This window comes from Peribacillus sp. NJ4, from assembly GCF_030348345.1.
Lineage (GTDB): Bacteria > Bacillota > Bacilli > Bacillales > DSM-1321 > Peribacillus.
This window is the reverse complement of sequence record NZ_JAUCFQ010000001.1, coordinates 1883589-1900770: the sequence shown is the minus strand read 5'-3', so window position 1 is coordinate 1900770 and position 17182 is coordinate 1883589. Positions and strand designations below refer to the sequence as shown.

Sequence of the window (17182 nt, the reverse complement as noted above, 5' to 3'; positions counted from 1 at the left end):
TCCGATTTCCATACATCCTTTCAATTATGAAAGGATGATTTTATTCATGGCAGCAAAGCCTGCAATCAAATCACTGATTTCCTTCATAAGGGATAAACGGTTATTACGGATTGCTGCATCATCCGCCATGACCATTGTATTCTCGAAATATGACTCTATTTCCGTTTGGAGCGAAACAAGCTGTTCAAAGCGCTCATTCTCGTCTTTAGATTCAGTATAACGCATGGCTACTTTTTGGAATTTTTCGTATAGCGCTGTTTCTTGATCATTTTCAAAGGCACTAGGGTCGACCGTCACTTTATTGTCACATTTTACTGCAATGTTCATGACGCGACTCAAAGCTTCCAGGCTTTCTTTAAAGCCTTCTTCGTCTTTTTTAGCATCCAAGACGTGTGCCCGTTCCACGATGGAATGGATATAACCGATCTCATTTAACAGAACTGCGTCAATCAAATCGTAACGGATTTGCTGTTCTTGCAGTAGGTGTTTGACACGGGCTTTAAAGAATGTGAACATATCCGCTTTAACTTCCTCAAGTTCACGTTTTAAGATGCCTTTTGATTCAAGTCCTTTAAGGCCTAAAACAATAAGCTCCTCTAAAGGGATATTCCATTTCTTCTCAGCTAGAATTTGAACGACACCGCTCGCCTGCCTTCTTAAAGCGTATGGATCCTGGGAACCTGTCGGAATGACGCCAATAGCAAAGAATGAAGCCAAAGTATCAATTTTTTCAGCTAAACTCACAACCGCTCCAATGACTGAAGGCGGCACATTGTCATCCGCATGCCTTGGCATATAGTGTTCATTGATAGCCGCGGCCACTTCCTTGGCTTCTCCTTTTAGGAGCGCATATTTTTCACCCATATACCCTTGCAATTCAGGGAATTCATAAACCATATGACTCACCAAATCGAACTTGGCAATTTCTGCTGTACGAAGCGCCATTTCTTTTTCTGCCTTTAAATTCAAAGCATCAGCAAGGGCACCGGTCACTGCAGTTACCCGGGCAGCTTTCTCGGCCAATGTACCAATTTCTTCATGATAAACGATGCTGTCCAACTTTTTCAAAGCTTCCGAAATCCCTTTTTTCTGATCTTCTTTATAGAAGAATGCTGCATCCGATAGTCGGGCTCGCAAGACTTTTTCATTTCCTTTAGAAACCTTATCCAAATGGCGATCGTCCCCGTTACGTACGGTTACAAAGAAAGCAAGCAACTTCCCGTCCTGATCTTTAACAGGGAAATAACGTTGGTGTTCCTTCATTGATGTGATCAATACCTCTGCTGGAAGCTCAAGGAATTCTTCCTCAAATTGTCCAAATAACACCGTTGGATACTCTACTAAATTATTCACTTCTTCAAGCAGTTCTTCATCGACTGGGATGATCCAGCCCTTTTCCTGCTCAAGCCCATTAATCTGATCTAAAATAACTTGACGGCGTTTATCTGGATCCGCCATTACAAATTGTTCTTTTAACGTTTCTTCGTACTGATCCGGCTGCTCGATGATTGAGCTATCGCCCAAGAAACGGTGTCCCTTTGTTTCACGGCCCGTTTCCACATCAGCGATGCTAAATGGCACTACGTCATTCCCGAATAAGGCAATCAGCCATTTAATCGGACGGACGAAGCGGAGCTCTTGATTGGCCCAGCGCATATTTTTCGGGAACGTCATACCACTGATGATTTCCTGCAGCTCGGATAAAAGCTGAACAGTCTGCTGTCCTTTTATGAATTTATTCACATGGGCATATTCCACACCCTTGAGTTCTTTAAAATAAATATCCTCTGAAGTCATGCCTTGGCCCCTGACGAATCCCAATGCGGCTTTAGACCAGTTGCCTTCGCTGTCCAAAGCGATTTTCTTAGCCGGTCCTTTTGCTTCTTCTTCGATATCCTTTTGTGATTCTTCCACGTCTTTCACCAATATGGCCAAACGTCTTGGTGTGGAAAAGGCTTCAACCGTTCCGAAATCAATCGCTTTTTCCGTTAGCCATTGCTGCACTTTATCTGACAACTGTTTCATGGATGCTGTCACAAAACGGGCAGGCAGCTCTTCCAATCCAATTTCCAATAACAAATCACGCTTGCTCATTTGTATTCTCCCCTTTCACTTTAAGAATCGGGAAGCCTAATTTTTCCCGCTCTTCATAGAAGGTTTTGGCAACCTTACGCGCTAGGTTACGGCACCGGGCAATATATCCAGTTCTTTCTGTCACCGAGATGGCACCTTTCGCATCCAAAAGGTTGAATGTATGTGAACATTTCAAAACATAATCATATGCAGGATGTACAAGCCCTTCTTCCATTTGGCGATGCGCTTCCTTTTCATACATCGTGAAAAGTTGAAACAGCATATCAAGGTCGGAGGTTTCAAATGTATATTTTGAATGTTCGTATTCCGGCTGTCCAAATATATCCCGAACTGTGAATCCTTCTGTCCATTCTAGGTCAAATACGTTTTCCTTATCTTGAATGTAAGAGGCGAGACGTTCGATCCCGTATGTAATTTCCACGGAAACCGGTTTACATTCAAGGCCGCCCACTTGTTGGAAATATGTAAATTGCGTAATTTCCATTCCATCTAGCCAAACTTCCCAACCAAGACCAGCACACCCTAGTGATGGGTTTTCCCAATTATCCTCCACAAAGCGAATATCATGCTCAAGCGGATTAATCCCTAATGCACGCAGGGAATCCAAATATAACTCTTGGATATTGTCAGGCGAGGGTTTCATGATCACTTGGAACTGATGATGCTGATACAGTCGATTAGGATTCTCACCATAACGACCGTCAGCCGGACGGCGGGATGGCTCCACGTAAGCAACGCTCCATGGCTCAGGTCCAATGGCTCTCAGGAACGTGTATGGGCTCATCGTTCCTGCCCCTTTCTCGACATCATAAGCATTCATTAATATACAGCCTTGTTCAGACCAATGCTTTTGTAACGTTAAAATCATATTTTGAATATTCATCGTACACCTCCAGGTTATTTAAAACGGCTCTTTGAAAATTAAAGGCTCGGAACCCATTCACATTTTGGCAAACAAAAAACTCCCGTCCCTATGCGAAATGCATAGGGACGAGAGTATACCCGCGGTTCCACCCTAATTGCCGTTTATAAAACGGCCTCTTTTCAAAGCAACATGCTCCGGAAACGCCCTTCCCTGTAAATCCATATCCCGGCTTCCACCGTCCCGGGTTCGCTTTTTATGGAGAATGACAGATACTCTTTTCCATCAACGCAATCTTCTTATTTTGATGATTAGAATTCTATACAAACTAGCATGGAATGTCAATAGGTCAGATCCTAAAACATATCTTTCATCGTATCAATCTGTTTCAGGAACTTTTTTGATTTCAAATGCAGACCAGAATATTCCTCATAATAAGCATCGATGATTTTTTGCAGTTCTTTTTTCGTTTCAGGCTTGACGGAAATGTTTCCGAGCCTTGATAAATCGAAATAATAAAAGATCCGCAGCAATTTGACGGCTGCAGGTGAAATTTTATAATGATAAGGGTCCTTCCCCAGACAGCGGTGACAGATAAAGCCCGCTTCCCGAAGCGAAAAGGAGAATTCCCCTTCCGTTTCACCACATACGGCACACTGATTCAGCACTGGGTTAATCCCATTGACGGGCAGCATCTTCATTTCAAAAATGAATTTCAAAACCTCTGCGTCATATTCCTCGTTTATGTAATGCAAGGTTTGCGAAAGCAATTCATACAAATATGGATTCGGTTTCTTATCCTCGACGCTTTTATCAAGCAATTCAACAATATATGAGGCATAAGCAGTGGCAAAAAGATCCTCCCTTATGAATCGGAGTGAATCGACCATTTCGCCTTGCTGAAGACTTCCGAGTCCAGTTGATGTGGTTATAAGAAAATACCCGGAGCAAAAAAGCTGTGTGACGGCAGAAAGCCTGCTGTTAGGTTTACTGGCTCCCCTGGCCATAACGCCAATTTTTCCTAGCTCACGGGTATATATAGTAATGATTTTGTTATTTTCTCCATATGCAGTTCGCCTTATGACAATGCCCTCACATTTTTGGAGCATACCAAGACACCACCCATGCTCGCCAAGACTAACCTATGAAACAGGAAAATCAATTTCTGCTAGCTCATCATTCAATACCAAGTGTCTTTCCTGTCTCTCGACTTCTATCTCCTTAAACAGCAAATAGGTGTCCACATTACCTGTTTCACTAAATAATTCCCAGGTAAAATCCAACATATAAAGCCCACCTTTCGTTTTTAACTAGCAATATGAATATCCGACCATATGATTAGCTTGACCGTTTTCCAAACTTTCATGACGCGTAAATTTTGTTAATTAATACTCGCTCTCATTGAAACCATAATCACGAAGCTGGCTGGCTTTGTTACGCCAATCCTTCTGTACCTTTACCCACAGTTCCAAGAAAACTTTCGAGCCCAATAAGTTTTCGATGTCCACTCTGGCACGGCTGCCGACTTCTTTAAGCATCTTCCCTTGCTTTCCGATGACAATGCCTTTTTGTGAATCACGTTCGACAACGATCGTCGCCATGACATTAATTGTATCGCTGTTATCCATTTTTTTAATTGAATCGATGACAACAGCCACTGAATGCGGAATTTCTTCACGTGTCAGGTGCAGCACCTTCTCGCGGACCAATTCGGAAATGATAAAACGTTCCGGGTGATCGGTCACTTGATCAGCTGGATAAAACTGGGGACCTTCAGGCAAGTGTTCCTTGATTTGTTCAAGCAATGTCTCGACGTTATTTCCTTCAAGCGCAGAAATCGGAACGACTGCCGCAAAAGGGTAAAGCTGTTGGTATTTCTCAATGATCGGAAGTAAATCATCTGGATGCATCGCATCGATTTTGTTTACAACCAGGAAAACAGGCGTTTTTACGGATTGAAGTTTTTCGATGATAAACTCATCACCGCGTCCGTACCCTTCAGTCGCATTGATCATGAAGAGAATCAAATCGACTTCTTTCAATGTATTCGTTGCCACTTTCATCATGAAGTCACCAAGCTTATGCTTTGGTTTATGAATGCCGGGTGTATCAATGAAAATCATTTGTGAATCGTTTTGTGTTAGTACACCCTGAACCTTATTTCTTGTTGTTTGCGGTTTATCACTCATAATGGCGATCTTTTGACCGATGACACGATTAAGAAACGTACTTTTTCCAACATTAGGTCGTCCAATAATCGAAATGAAACCTGATTTGTAACCTTTTACTTGTGTATCGTCAAATAATTTATCCATTTAAATCCTCCGGTGAAAAAGCTCCTGGAAGCAATTCCTTTACTGTTAGTTCTTTTATATCCCCATTTAAGTTGGTCAAAACAACCGGCATATCCTGTTCGCACAGTTCTGAAATAACCTGCCTGCACGCCCCGCATGGAGAAACGGGACCATCGGTATCTGCCACGACTGCAAGTTTAGTGAATTTTTTATCGTCATGGGCATAAGCGCTGAATAAAGCGGTCCTTTCGGCACAATTACACATGCTGTATGCTGCATTTTCTATATTACAACCATGATAGACCTTCCCATCAGCGGTTAAAAGGGCTGCCCCCACTTTAAATTTGGAATAAGGCACATATGCTTTTTCCCTTGCTTTTTTAGCTTCAACAATCAATTCATTCGTATTCAATTCACATCTTCCTTTCAAATTGAGTACCATTCGGCAACCTACAGGCCAAACTTAGGCAAAAAGATAATCAATCCAACTATTATAGAAAATATAGCATATATGAATACAGCTCCGGCTGCAATATCTTTTGCCTGCTTGGCAAGGGGATGGATTTGATCCGTCACCAGGTCAACTACCCTTTCAATCGCTGAATTAACGAGCTCTAACGTAATCGTACCGGCAATGGCTGCCAAAATGAAAAGCCATTCCATCCCATTCAACGAGAAGTACCAGCCAAAGAATACGACGATTGCCGTTAACGCGAAATGAATCTTAATATTGCGTTCCGTTCGAACAGCCTCCAAAATTCCCTGACAGGCAAAAGAGAAACTTTTTAATAAAGGATACCTTTTTTTACCTTTCTCTTGAAAGTCCATATTCTTCCAAGATCTCCTTTTGTTTAGTGAACATCACTTTTTCATCTTCTTCATTCATGTGGTCGAATCCCAATAAATGAAGGAAACCATGCAGCGCTAAAAATCCAAGTTCACGGTCAAAAGAATGACCATATTCTTCAGCCTGCTCTTTCGTCCGTTCAATCGAAATGATGATATCGCCTAACATGCGTGGCATTTCCGCCCCGACAATTTCCACTTCATCTTCTCCCATTTCTTCTAGTGCAAAAGAAATGACATCGGTAGCTGAATCTTTGTGACGATATTCTTTATTGATTTCCCGAATTCTCTCATTGTCTACAAATGTAACAGACAGCTCGGTATCTTTTTCAATGTTTTCTTTTTTTGCAGCAAATTGTAAAATGCTTTCAACAAGTCGCTGGGCCTCTTCAGTTACTTCGTTCGTTTCATCCATTAAATCGATAGCTAAAATCATTCTTTCACCTTCTGTCCTAATTTATCCGTCTCCGGATATTCAATCCTGGAGTGGAAGATACCATTCAGCGATTCACATAAGGAATGCTTAACGATACTCAATTCTCTCATAGTAATGTCACATTCATCAAATTGACCATCTTGAATCCTATCCTGAATGATGAAACTTACCAGTTCTTCTATCTTCTCTGGCGTTGGATGCTGCATCGATCTCACTGCGGCTTCCACACTATCGGCAATGCCTATGACAGCTACTTCCTTCATTATCGCCCTTGGCCCGGGATATCGGTAAGCTGCTTCCAGTGTGGCTTCATCCTGTTTTTTTGCCTTATGGTAGAAAAATTTCAATAAAGTGGTCCCGTGATGCTGCTCTGCAATATCCACAATCTCTTTCGGGAATTTATGACTGCGCAGCATCTCCCCGCCATCTACGGCATGGGCAATGATGATATCCCTGCTCGTTTCCGGCTGCAGCCGATCATGCGGATTCTCCTCATTCATCTGGTTTTCGATGAAGAAATGCGGCCGCTTCGTTTTACCGATATCATGATAATAACTGCCGACCCTTGCCAGCAACCCATTCGACCCGATGGCTTCACAAGCAGATTCCGCCAAATTGGCGACCATTACACTGTGATGATACGTCCCAGGAGACTCAATCAAGATCCTCCGCAGTAACGGATGATTGGGATTCGCAAGCTCGATAAGCTTAATGGATGATAAAATCCCGAAACCAGCCTCGAAAAACGGCAACAGCCCCATTGTCAAAACGGCTGAGCCCACTCCGGAACCCATGGCAGCAGCAGCATAATATAAATACTCCATTCTAGTATAATGGCCGTCCATAATAAAAATGAGAGAAAAAACAAATGCGATATTGATTAAAGACAATAGCAGCCCTGCTACCAACACCTTTGATTTGAAATTGGGTCTTGATAAGATGATGATTGCCGTCAATCCCCCGTAAATGATATAAAGCCCCATCGAGAAATCCAGATTTCCAGGTGTATCACCATTAAATATAATCGTACCATACGAACCTAACAATATAATCATGGCTACCGCTAACTTATCATTCAATAATATCTTGATGAGCATCGCCGCCATAGCACCCGGGAAAATGTATTCCAAATTCGAATTTTTAAGGTCGGCCAGAATGCTGACCGTTTTCATGGTAGCCATTGAAAGGATAAAGACAAGACTGAAGATCAATAACTGATTGTACTTGTTGTCCTTTTTTGAAATGGAAAAGTGGAAAAAGTAATAAAAAGCGCCAATGGTCAGAAAGATGAATAGCAGCAGGCCGATATACGGGTAGATGGTAGACTCGGTATTTAAAAAGCCTGCCAATTCCAGCTGCCTATATACATCCCTGTCCACTAACTGATTTTCTTCAACGATGATCTGTCCTTGGAGGATCCTGATCGGCTCCACGCTCTCGATCGCTTTCCTTCGCTGTTCCTCGGTTTTGTCCTTATCGAAAAACACATTCTGAATGATTGCCGTACGGGCAAGGGAATTGGAGGCTTTTTTCATATCGCTATTGATGCTCATATAGCCCAATTCCTCTACAACCTTTTTCTTGGCATTTTCGACGTCACTGGCAGCGATCCGGGAGCTCATCACATTATTCACGGCAGTAATGGTTGAATCCTTCGCAATTTTCAACTCATCTTCATCCGCCTGCACTAAAGCCAGAAAAACGGATTCCTCAATATCTTTATTGACTTCATCGGTCAATTTTTCTTTTAATATGGATACTTTTTGAGCATCCGTCTTTACGGTCCCTTTTTTATCTTCTTTTCCCTCATCTTCTTTATGATCTTCATCGGGGTCCGTTTCTTTATTCACCTCAATCGCTGAATCGAAAATGGATGAAATCAAGTCGACTTTATTTTTGGCATATTCTTTTTTTAAAGAATAAACATCGGCCACCTGTTTTGAAATCTCTTCTTTTTCCTGTTCCGTCTTATAGGTATCTTCCACGGTCTTGGTTGAACGGATTGTTTGTTCCGCAGGCTTAAAAAGCTCTACCTGGACCCTTTCCGGCTTTACGTTGGAGAACATTAACCCATAAGCTATCAAACCAAGTATGATAAACAATAGCACTTGAAAAAAACGATGGACCAACAGCCCTTTTATTTGAGTGAAAAATTTCTGGATACGATTCAAGGAAGGTCCTCCTAAAAAAAATGATGTTTATTATTCTAGATATGTAAAATCATAACAGTTTTCATATAAATTTTCACCTCGTATTAATAAATGTAAAGCTTCTTTCGATCCATATCCACTTTTTCACCGAAAAGATAGGTCATTTCGACACATCACGAAAAATCCGCCGATTGAAAATGGCGGATTTTTTCTTATGACTTCGCCTGCTCGTAAGCAGTAATGATTTTGGCGACAAGCGGATGCCTCACTACATCACTTTGTTCAAAATAAACAAAGGAAAGGCCTTTAATATTCTTCAAAATCTCTTCTACCCGGACCAGACCTGACTTCATGCCTTTTGGAAGGTCAATTTGGGTCCGGTCTCCCGTAATGACCATTTTCGATCCGAAACCTAGCCGGGTCAAAAACATCTTCATTTGGGCTTCTGTCGTATTTTGAGCTTCATCCAATATGACAAAGGCATCTTCAAGCGTACGGCCCCTCATGTAAGCCAGAGGAGCTATTTCGATCGTTCCGCGCTCTATCATCCTTTGGGTCTGTTCCATCCCAAGAAGGTCATGGAGAGCGTCATACAGCGGACGTAGATAAGGATCTACCTTTTCTTTCAGATCACCAGGCAGAAAACCGAGGCTTTCGCCCGCTTCGACGGCAGGCCGTGTCAGGATGATCCGTTTAACATGTCCATTTTTCAATGCATTGATTGCCATCACCACAGCAAGATAAGTCTTCCCTGTACCGGCAGGCCCAATTCCAAATACCAGGTCTTGTTTCTTTATTGCCTGGATATAGTATCTCTGGCCGATAGTTTTGACTTTAATGGATTTCCCCTTAGCCGTTTTAGCGATTTCCTCATCATATAATTCTCCGAAATACTCCAATGTGCCTTTCCTAGCCAATTCAATCGCATAAAGCACATCTCTGGAACTGATTGCAATTCCTTTTCTGATCACTGTCAATAGTGCCTTAAGGATATCCTGCCCCATCGTTACCCGCTCGATTTCCCCGGCAACACTCACCGCTTCACCCCGGGTAATGACGGAAATCCCAAGCTCCTCTTCAAGCACTTTTACATTTGAATCTCCATTGCCCAATAAAGCGATTGCTTCATTAGGTGATTCTATTTCCAGCTTAATTACTTTCACATCATCTGCCATTCGTTAGTCTCCTTGAATGATTGGCTGTCCAATCGCTATATCTTCAATAACTTGGTAATGTATAGATAATTTAACTTTACCATTCTCCATGCTTTCGTGCAAAATTTTTTCTTCGACGATTTCATCTTCCTCGTCTAAATGCTTTTTCAATTCCGCTTTAGCCATTTTCCTGCCTTCCTTCACCGCTTCTTCCTCCGTATAACTTCGAACTATATCTTCCTTGCTCCTTAAGGTCACCTGTTTATAGGAAATGGGCAGTTCCCATTGAAGAAAATGAAACGGCCTCACTGTCGTTTCTTTTACCTGTTTTTCATAACCTGGGTCCTTGAATCCCCAAACAGGCAGGGAGAAGTCCCCCATTTTCAAAAAGTGCCTGCTCGTTTCATTTCCGTTAAAAACAGAAAACTTGGTTTTTAACGGCACATCCACTTTCGCTTTATACCACGTTTTCCCTTTTATTACTCCCTGGGCTGATACAATTTCCTGTTTATCCTCTTTTCCAATAAGTCCCGAAACAAGAAGCTGTCCTTTTCCTACATAATCATTCACATTTACTATAGATTGTCCTTTTTCAACGAACATATCAGTGATGATCGCTTTTTTGGAAGCGACCAAATTTTGTGGAGATGTTTTCTCGACCTCTTTAGGCTGCCGTTTTTCAACCACCCGGAAATGGTATGTCGTTCCCTTTAGCTCTACCCCTACCCATGTCAATGCACCAATCCGGTCCGACAGCTTACGCTGAATCGTATCCACATCATCAACAAAGAATTGTACTTTACCGATCTTCACACCCATCTTGTCCAATTCTTTTCGGATGGCATGCTCGGTAGCCGGCTTGGCATCTTGCACCTCGATGCCCCATACCATATTGGAAAGTACAAATATGCAAAGCAGGAAAGCGATCAGACCCACTAAAAACCCGCTGTTTTTCATAATTCTCTTCATTAGGAAAGGGAAACCCTTTCCCTGCATGAACTTTACTTTACAATCGCTCTTTCGCATGACCTGACGGAGTTTAGGGATATCCCTGACATCCATATGGAAAATCAGGGCCTCGCTGCCGACGCGCTTCACTTCCCAGATATGAAGCCCCCTTCTCGTCAGCATATTTATCAGCCGTTCTGCACCTTTTCCATAAGCCTTCACTTTTACATAGCCTGTATAATAGTTTGTCCATTGGTTTTTCATGGAGACCTCCCGGGATCATTCATTGATAAAATAAACCTTGTCAATTTTGCCTTCGAGCATGATTTCTTCCGGCAAAATCGTCTTTATGACAAAGGCGTTTCCCTTTATCAGCAACTGCCCATTTTTCAGCATCAATCGTACTTCGCTGTCTGTAAAAGCCAATAAGCCACGATGGTTTTCAATATAAATATGTAATTGTCCGATCATAGTAATTCGCGGCAGGTCCATCATGACATCTTGCGGAAGGTCCATTGTTTTGGTCATAAGCTGTTTCACTTTTTTTCCCCAATTACGTGCCATAAAAAAGAACCCCCTTTCATCTCAATGTATGAAATGAAAGAGGGTTCTAGCACAAAATTATAAGGGAATGAAAGTCTATTTTTTTCATACACCAAGGACAGGCTGAAAAAGGCCCGGGGTGCCGAATTACCTTCTGGACCGCTGAAGACTTCGCTTCGCCCTTGGCGGTCCCAGCACTTCTGACATGATGATGCCATCAATCAGCTGCTTTTTCCCAAAAGACGGTCCTTTGCGATAGACCGGACTGTTATTATCAGATATCGCTGATGTAATTTGATCTGCCTTCGCTTTTTGATATAAACGCTCTTGATCGTACTTCTGCTGAAGCCGTCTAAGCTCCGCAATCCTTTTGTTCGCTTCGTTATTCGTCTCATCGATTACTTCAAAAGCCTGTGTTGCCTGCTGATCGACTTTCCTTACGGGAGCAGGGGCAGGCCTTTGCTGCTGTTCCCCTTGCGACATTTCGCCCTGAAGCTCCCGCATGACCTCCTGCCATTTCTTTTTCGGAGGCGTGTTTGGATCATCATTTTGCTGAGGCTGCTTTTTCTTTCCTAACATGGACGTTAAAATACCGATCAAGACAATGATAAGGAATGGGTTCTTGAGAAAGAAATCAATAAAATCTCCCATTTAAAGACCTCCCTTCCCTGACCTAATTATTATTGTTATTGTTGTTGTTGATATTATTGTTATCCTTTGGATTTTCGGATATTTTACTGATGGAATCGCGCATATCCGTATCGGCCGTGATATTTTGGATATTCATATAATCCATCACTCCAAGATTTCCGCTTTTCAATGCATCGGCCATGGCCAACGGAACTTCCGCTTCGGATTGAACAACCTTCGCTCGCATTTCCTGAACACGGGCAACCATTTCCTGTTCAAGTGCAACAGCCATTGCACGCCGTTCTTCGGCCTTCGCCTGGGCTATTTTCTTATCTGCCTCCGCTTGGTCCGTCTGTAATATGGCCCCGATATTTTTCCCGATATCCACTTCAGCGATGTCAATGGAAAGAATTTCGAATGCCGTTCCAGAATCCAACCCTTTTGATAAAACCGTTCTAGAAATCAAATCGGGGTGTTCCAGTACATCCGTATGCATTTTAGAAGCACCGATCGTCGATACGATCCCTTCACCTACACGGGCAATGATCGTCTCTTCACCGGCACCACCGACTAGACGTTCAATATTGGCACGGACCGTAATCCTTGCCTTCGCTTTCACTTCAATCCCATTCATCGCTACACCAGAGATGAACGGAGTTTCGATCACTTTCGGGTTAACGCTCATTTGAACGGCTTGAAGAACATCACGACCTGCCAGGTCAATAGCTGCACCCCGTTCGAAAGGTAAGACGATATTGGCACGTTCTGCAGCAATTAAAGCATTCACTACGCGATCGACATTACCCCCTGCAAGGTAATGGCTCTCCAATTGATTCGTTGAAACATTGATTCCAGCCTTATGGGCCTTGATAAGGGGATTAACAACCCTGCTTGGTATAACACGGCGAAGCCTCATCCCAACTAATGTAAATATACTGATTTTGACTCCTGCCGCTAAAGCGGAAATCCATAACATTACTGGTACGAATGTGAAAAACACTGCCAATACGATGATGGCAGCAATCACTGCCAGTACAATAAATATCGTTCCTGAAGTTATCACTTAATGATTCATCCTTCCTGTATCTTTTAATTTTAATTCGAATCCGGAATTTCCCGGACGACCACCCTAGATCCTTCAACTTTAACGATCATGATTGACGAACCTTTGGAAATAAAGCTTCCTTCAGTCACGACATCGACTCTTTCATCTTTGATCAAAGCTGTTCCCGAAGGCCTCAAGTCTGTCATGGCCTCCCCTTCCACACCTAATAAATCAACTCGATTCGGATTGCTGACATACCCTTGTTCCGTATTTGTTGCATCGGTTAATATCATTTTCCTGAAAAATTTCATTTGTTTTCCAAACACCTTTACAAGTAGGATGAATACCAAAATGGATACGGTGACCGCAATTAGCAAGGATATCGTCATATGAACAGGATCATCTGATGCGAGGAATAAACTCCCCACGATCGCTGTAAATCCAAGCAGTCCGATAATCCCCCCTGGGAGAAAAAACTCAATTAGAACGAGAATGACCCCAATGATGAACATAGCTAACGATTCGTACCCGGTGATACCAGCGACAAGATGGCCATAGAAGAATAAGACGAGACTTGAGATCCCAATTACCCCTGGAATTCCAAAACCAGGTGAGAACAATTCCATCACAATCCCGATTCCCGCTAGCGTCAATAAAATGGGAACGACGATCGGATTGGTCAAAAAGCGGGCAAGTTTCTCAGGAAAGCTTTCTTCGATTGACCGAATATCGGCATCCTCAACCCCAAGTATACTATACAGCTCCGCTTCCCCAGAGACGGTGCCTTCACTATATCCAGCCTTTTTTGCCTGTTCAGCTGTAAATGTCAGCAACTTTCCTCTTTCCGCTCCATATTCGGGAAGATTGATGTCATCATCCGCCATCGCCTGAGCGAAAATGGGATCGCGTCCATTTTGTTCTGCAGCAGTCTTCATGGCAGCCAGCCAATAAGATTGCGCTTTCTTACCTGCAGCGTTCCCTGTTGAATCAATGACAGCCGCCGATCCCATGGTAGCACTTGGAACCATATAGATCTCATCTGCACTTAGAGAAATATATGCACCTGCAGATAGTGCCCTGTTATTGACGTAGGCAACTGTCTTAATTGGTGAATCGGACAGTAACTTTGCGATTTCCCCTGCCGCATCCACAGCACCTCCAGGGGTATTCACTTCGAATACGACAAGATCTGCATCAGCTGCTTCAGCAGTGGTCAGCGCACGTTCCAAAAAGGCCGAGAGCCCCTTTTCCACCGTTTCTTCAATTGGAACATGGTAAACGATCTTTTCTTTTGCAGAAACCGACGATATCCCAAATGAAGACATGGTGAACAGCAATCCAAACAGGAGTACAGATAAATAACGCCAAATTTTCAACGGAACGCCCCCTTTCCCGTATTAAACGCTGTAAGTGCCTCCAATTTCATGAAGATACTTACCAGTAAAATTCAGGCCGCAACTAAATTCGAATAAGGAGCATATGAAGCAACCCTTTACTCTGTTCTTTAGTTATTACGTATGTATATGAAAAAGGTTTCAAAAAAAGCAAATAAAATTGAAAGTACCCTATATTATCTTGGACTTTGCTTCAAAAATATACGCATAAAAACCGTGAAATACACAAAAACCACAGGCAATTTGCCTGCGGTTAGGTTTCGAGTTTTAAGTTTCGAGTTCAAGATAGATGTTGTTGTACTAATTTGTTTACTAGAGAACCATCCGCTTTACCTTTAACTTTAGGCATTAAAGCTCCCATAACTCTCCCCATATCTGCTTTGGATGTTGCATTGACTTCTTCAATCGTTTGTTTAACAATAGTAGAAATCTCTTCTTCTGAAAGTTGCTCAGGCATATATGCCTCTACGTATACTAGTTCGGTGCGGACTTTATCCACGAGATCGGAACGACCTGCGTTTTCAAACTCCTGGAGGGAGTCTTTGCGTTGTTTTAATTCGCGAGAGAGCACTGTCAATTCTTCATCATCTGTTAATTCTTGTCTCTGCTTTAGAGCTTCGTTTTGAATAGAAGCTTTCAGCATCCGAATAACAGATAGTTTGTCCTTTTCCTTGTTCTTCATCGCTTGTTTCATATCATTATTTAAACGCTCGAGAAGACTCATCTTTCCACCCTCTCTTAGAATTTACGTTTTCTAGCAGCTTCAGACTTTTTCTTACGTTTTACGCTTGGTTTTTCATAAAATTCACGCTTCCTAGCTTCCTGAAGCGATCCTGCTTTAGATACAGTACGTTTGAAACGACGAAGAGCATCTTCAAGCGATTCGTTTTTACGAACGACGGTTTTAGACATCTCTTTCCCTCCCTCCGAAAACAACACACTAACTCAAGTTGTCAACATGTTATACATGTACTAAACAATTATAATATATCATCTTTAGCAGGTCAACCAATAAAATCAAACTTATTTTGAATTTAATCATGTTATTATCATAACTTTTCTCAAAACGGCATGGAAATCCAATTTATAGCATGTCTCCTCATAATGGACCATAAGATTATTAAGGGGTGACAGTCATGTTTGAGCTATTTTTATTCCTGCTATTCATTGCGATATTCTTGGCAGGTATGTCAGTTTTACGAATCGGACTGTTCAATATGTCCGGTGCAGCATTAAAAACTTTTCTATTTAAGGTAACGGATAAGCCATGGAAAGGTTTCATGGCCGGAACCATCTTTACGGGGATCCTGCAAAGCAGCTCGGCGGTCATGGTCATGACGGTCGGCCTCGTTTCTGCAGGAAGCTTAACATTCCCGCAAACAATCGGGATTATTCTTGGAACGAATATCGGATCTACTTTTACAGCAGAGTTCATGACCTTCTCTTTGGATCGTTGGATCATTCCCGGAGTTGTCAGCGGCGCTTTCCTTTGCTTCATGCCTAAAGTATTACCGAGAAGCTTAGGGATGTCCCTGATCGGAATCTCTGCCATCTTCGCGGCAATGAGTGGTTTTAAAACGCTTTCGACACCGATTGCTGCCTATCCATCCATACAGACGCTCATCCATTACATAGAGGGCCATATGATTTATGCCCTATTAGCCGGAATACTATTGACGGCACTCATTCATTCCAGTTCAGCAACCATCGGGATAGCCATGAGCTTTTTGATGAATGGGGAGTTATCCGTCGCTTCCGCAATCATCATCATGCTCGGATCCAATATAGGCACTTGCATCACCGGATACATGGCCAGCATCGGGTCTGGGAGACAAGCCGTCTTCACGGCTTATGCACATATTTGGCTAAACGTCATCGGGGTTGCCGCATTCCTGCCTTTTGTGGACACCCTGGAACGAGCGGCTGCCTTTTTCACCGAAAACAAGGGGACACAGCTCGCCCATGCGAGTGTCATTTTCAATATCTTGACTTCTTTGGCTGTCTTGCCTTTCGCACGCCAATTCTCCAATTTCATTCTTTTGGCACATCGGCCACATATAAAAAAATAAGCCGCATTCGAAAGAATGCGGCTTATTGCAATATCAATAATCCGAATCAGCCGTTAAGCCCTTTACGATGGAGACACCTGCACTCGCTCCAATTCTTGTTGCACCAGCTTCAATCACGTTCTGGGCATCAGCCGTGTTGCGGACTCCGCCTGAAGCTTTGACACCGATATCGGGACCGACCGTTTTTCTCATGAGCGCGATATCTTCAACAGTCGCACCGCCGGTCGAAAAACCAGTTGATGTTTTAACATAATCCGTTCCCGCTTTTACTGCAAGTTCACAAGCACGGACTTTTTCTTCCTCAGTCAATAGAGCGGTTTCAATGATTACTTTCGATAGAGCTTTACCAGTGGATGCCGCTACCACAGCACGGATATCCCGCTCTACCAACTCATCATCCTTGTCCTTCAATGCGCCGATATTAATCACCATATCGACTTCGTGGGCGCCATTGCTGATGGCATCTTTCGTTTCAAAAGCTTTGGTTTCCGGTGTGGTTGCACCTAGAGGGAACCCGATAACCGTACAAACTTTTACATCTGAACCTTCCAAAAGTTCGCTTGCATACTTAACCCAAGTCGGGTTTACGCATACGGAAGCAAAGTTATATTCTCTCGCTTCTTCGCATAATACCTTAATTTGCTCTTTGGTTGCATCTGCTTTTAATAACGTGTGGTCAATTAAACCTGCTACATTTTGTGACATTAATAATCCTCC

19 protein-coding genes and 1 other annotated feature are annotated in these 17182 nt (G+C 42.7%); of the genes, 1 reads left to right on the top strand and 18 read right to left on the bottom strand.

The window, feature by feature from the left end:
- Nucleotides 1-24 precede the first annotated feature (24 nt).
- The 17 genes from glyS to rpsU form a co-directional block, all read right to left on the bottom strand.
- Entirely contained in the window at nucleotides 25-2094 is a 2070-nt protein-coding gene (gene glyS / locus QUF94_RS09515; RefSeq protein WP_289315638.1) for a glycine--tRNA ligase subunit beta, read from the bottom strand.
- Nucleotides 2081-2977: a glycine--tRNA ligase subunit alpha gene (gene glyQ / locus QUF94_RS09510; RefSeq protein WP_061140675.1), complete on the bottom strand. Its 897-nt coding sequence runs from the start codon at nucleotides 2975-2977 to the stop codon at nucleotides 2081-2083. The genes glyS and glyQ overlap by 14 nt, the downstream gene beginning before the upstream one ends.
- Nucleotides 2978-3077: 100 nt before the next feature.
- Nucleotides 3078-3254 (bottom strand) — a binding site (T-box leader).
- A gap of 58 nt (nucleotides 3255-3312) precedes the next feature.
- A complete protein-coding gene (recO, locus tag QUF94_RS09505; RefSeq protein WP_289315637.1) occupies nucleotides 3313-4065 on the bottom strand; it encodes a DNA repair protein RecO in 753 nt (250 codons plus the stop codon).
- A gap of 33 nt (nucleotides 4066-4098) precedes the next feature.
- A complete protein-coding gene (locus tag QUF94_RS09500) occupies nucleotides 4099-4242 on the bottom strand; it encodes a YqzL family protein (RefSeq protein WP_101222596.1) in 144 nt (47 codons plus the stop codon).
- A 99-nt stretch (nucleotides 4243-4341) separates the two neighbouring features.
- Nucleotides 4342-5271: a GTPase Era gene (era, locus tag QUF94_RS09495; protein ID WP_289315636.1), complete on the bottom strand. Its 930-nt coding sequence runs from the start codon at nucleotides 5269-5271 to the stop codon at nucleotides 4342-4344.
- On the bottom strand, nucleotides 5264-5662 hold the full coding sequence (gene cdd / locus QUF94_RS09490) for a cytidine deaminase (protein ID WP_289318330.1): 399 nt from the start codon (nucleotides 5660-5662) through the stop codon (nucleotides 5264-5266). Before cdd ends, era begins: the two co-directional genes overlap by 8 nt.
- 38 nt (nucleotides 5663-5700) lie before the next feature.
- Complete coding sequence (locus QUF94_RS09485) at nucleotides 5701-6078, bottom strand: diacylglycerol kinase family protein (RefSeq protein WP_089361538.1); 378 nt, start codon at nucleotides 6076-6078, stop codon at nucleotides 5701-5703.
- On the bottom strand, nucleotides 6056-6532 hold the full coding sequence (ybeY, locus tag QUF94_RS09480; RefSeq protein ID WP_289315635.1) for an rRNA maturation RNase YbeY: 477 nt from the start codon (nucleotides 6530-6532) through the stop codon (nucleotides 6056-6058). Before ybeY ends, QUF94_RS09485 begins: the two co-directional genes overlap by 23 nt.
- Nucleotides 6529-8703: an HD family phosphohydrolase gene (locus QUF94_RS09475; protein WP_289315634.1), complete on the bottom strand. Its 2175-nt coding sequence runs from the start codon at nucleotides 8701-8703 to the stop codon at nucleotides 6529-6531. The genes ybeY and QUF94_RS09475 overlap by 4 nt, the downstream gene beginning before the upstream one ends.
- Before the next feature lie 191 nt (nucleotides 8704-8894).
- Entirely contained in the window at nucleotides 8895-9857 is a 963-nt protein-coding gene (locus QUF94_RS09470; protein WP_289315633.1) for a PhoH family protein, read from the bottom strand.
- A gap of 3 nt (nucleotides 9858-9860) precedes the next feature.
- A complete protein-coding gene (gene yqfD, locus QUF94_RS09465; protein WP_289315632.1) occupies nucleotides 9861-11048 on the bottom strand; it encodes a sporulation protein YqfD in 1188 nt (395 codons plus the stop codon).
- Nucleotides 11049-11063: 15 nt separating this feature from the next.
- Entirely contained in the window at nucleotides 11064-11348 is a 285-nt protein-coding gene (yqfC, locus tag QUF94_RS09460; protein ID WP_034308511.1) for a sporulation protein YqfC, read from the bottom strand.
- Nucleotides 11349-11474: 126 nt separating this feature from the next.
- Nucleotides 11475-11978 carry a hypothetical protein gene (locus QUF94_RS09455; RefSeq protein ID WP_289315631.1) on the bottom strand — a complete coding sequence of 168 codons (504 nt, stop codon included), beginning with the start codon at nucleotides 11976-11978 and terminating at the stop codon, nucleotides 11475-11477.
- 22 nt (nucleotides 11979-12000) lie between these two features.
- Nucleotides 12001-13002, bottom strand: a complete 1002-nt coding sequence (gene floA, locus QUF94_RS09450) for a flotillin-like protein FloA (RefSeq protein ID WP_421157110.1) — start codon at nucleotides 13000-13002, stop codon at nucleotides 12001-12003.
- 50 nt (nucleotides 13003-13052) lie between these two features.
- Complete coding sequence (locus tag QUF94_RS09445) at nucleotides 13053-14372, bottom strand: NfeD family protein (RefSeq protein ID WP_483313682.1); 1320 nt, start codon at nucleotides 14370-14372, stop codon at nucleotides 13053-13055.
- A 304-nt stretch (nucleotides 14373-14676) separates the two neighbouring features.
- Nucleotides 14677-15120 (bottom strand): GatB/YqeY domain-containing protein, encoded by a 444-nt coding sequence (locus QUF94_RS09440; RefSeq protein WP_289315629.1) that lies wholly within the window; start codon nucleotides 15118-15120, stop codon nucleotides 14677-14679.
- A gap of 14 nt (nucleotides 15121-15134) precedes the next feature.
- Nucleotides 15135-15308 (bottom strand): 30S ribosomal protein S21, encoded by a 174-nt coding sequence (gene rpsU / locus QUF94_RS09435; protein WP_028391853.1) that lies wholly within the window; start codon nucleotides 15306-15308, stop codon nucleotides 15135-15137.
- A gap of 224 nt (nucleotides 15309-15532) precedes the next feature.
- Here rpsU and QUF94_RS09430 point away from each other — a divergent pair, with 224 nt between their 5' ends.
- The gene (locus QUF94_RS09430) at nucleotides 15533-16465 is read left to right on the top strand and encodes a Na/Pi symporter (RefSeq protein WP_289315628.1); all 933 of its coding nucleotides are present in this window, start codon (nucleotides 15533-15535) and stop codon (nucleotides 16463-16465) included.
- 33 nt (nucleotides 16466-16498) lie between these two features.
- Here QUF94_RS09430 and deoC read toward each other — a convergent pair whose 3' ends face one another.
- Complete coding sequence (gene deoC, locus QUF94_RS09425) at nucleotides 16499-17170, bottom strand: deoxyribose-phosphate aldolase (RefSeq protein ID WP_289315627.1); 672 nt, start codon at nucleotides 17168-17170, stop codon at nucleotides 16499-16501.
- Nucleotides 17171-17182: the final 12 nt, after the last annotated feature.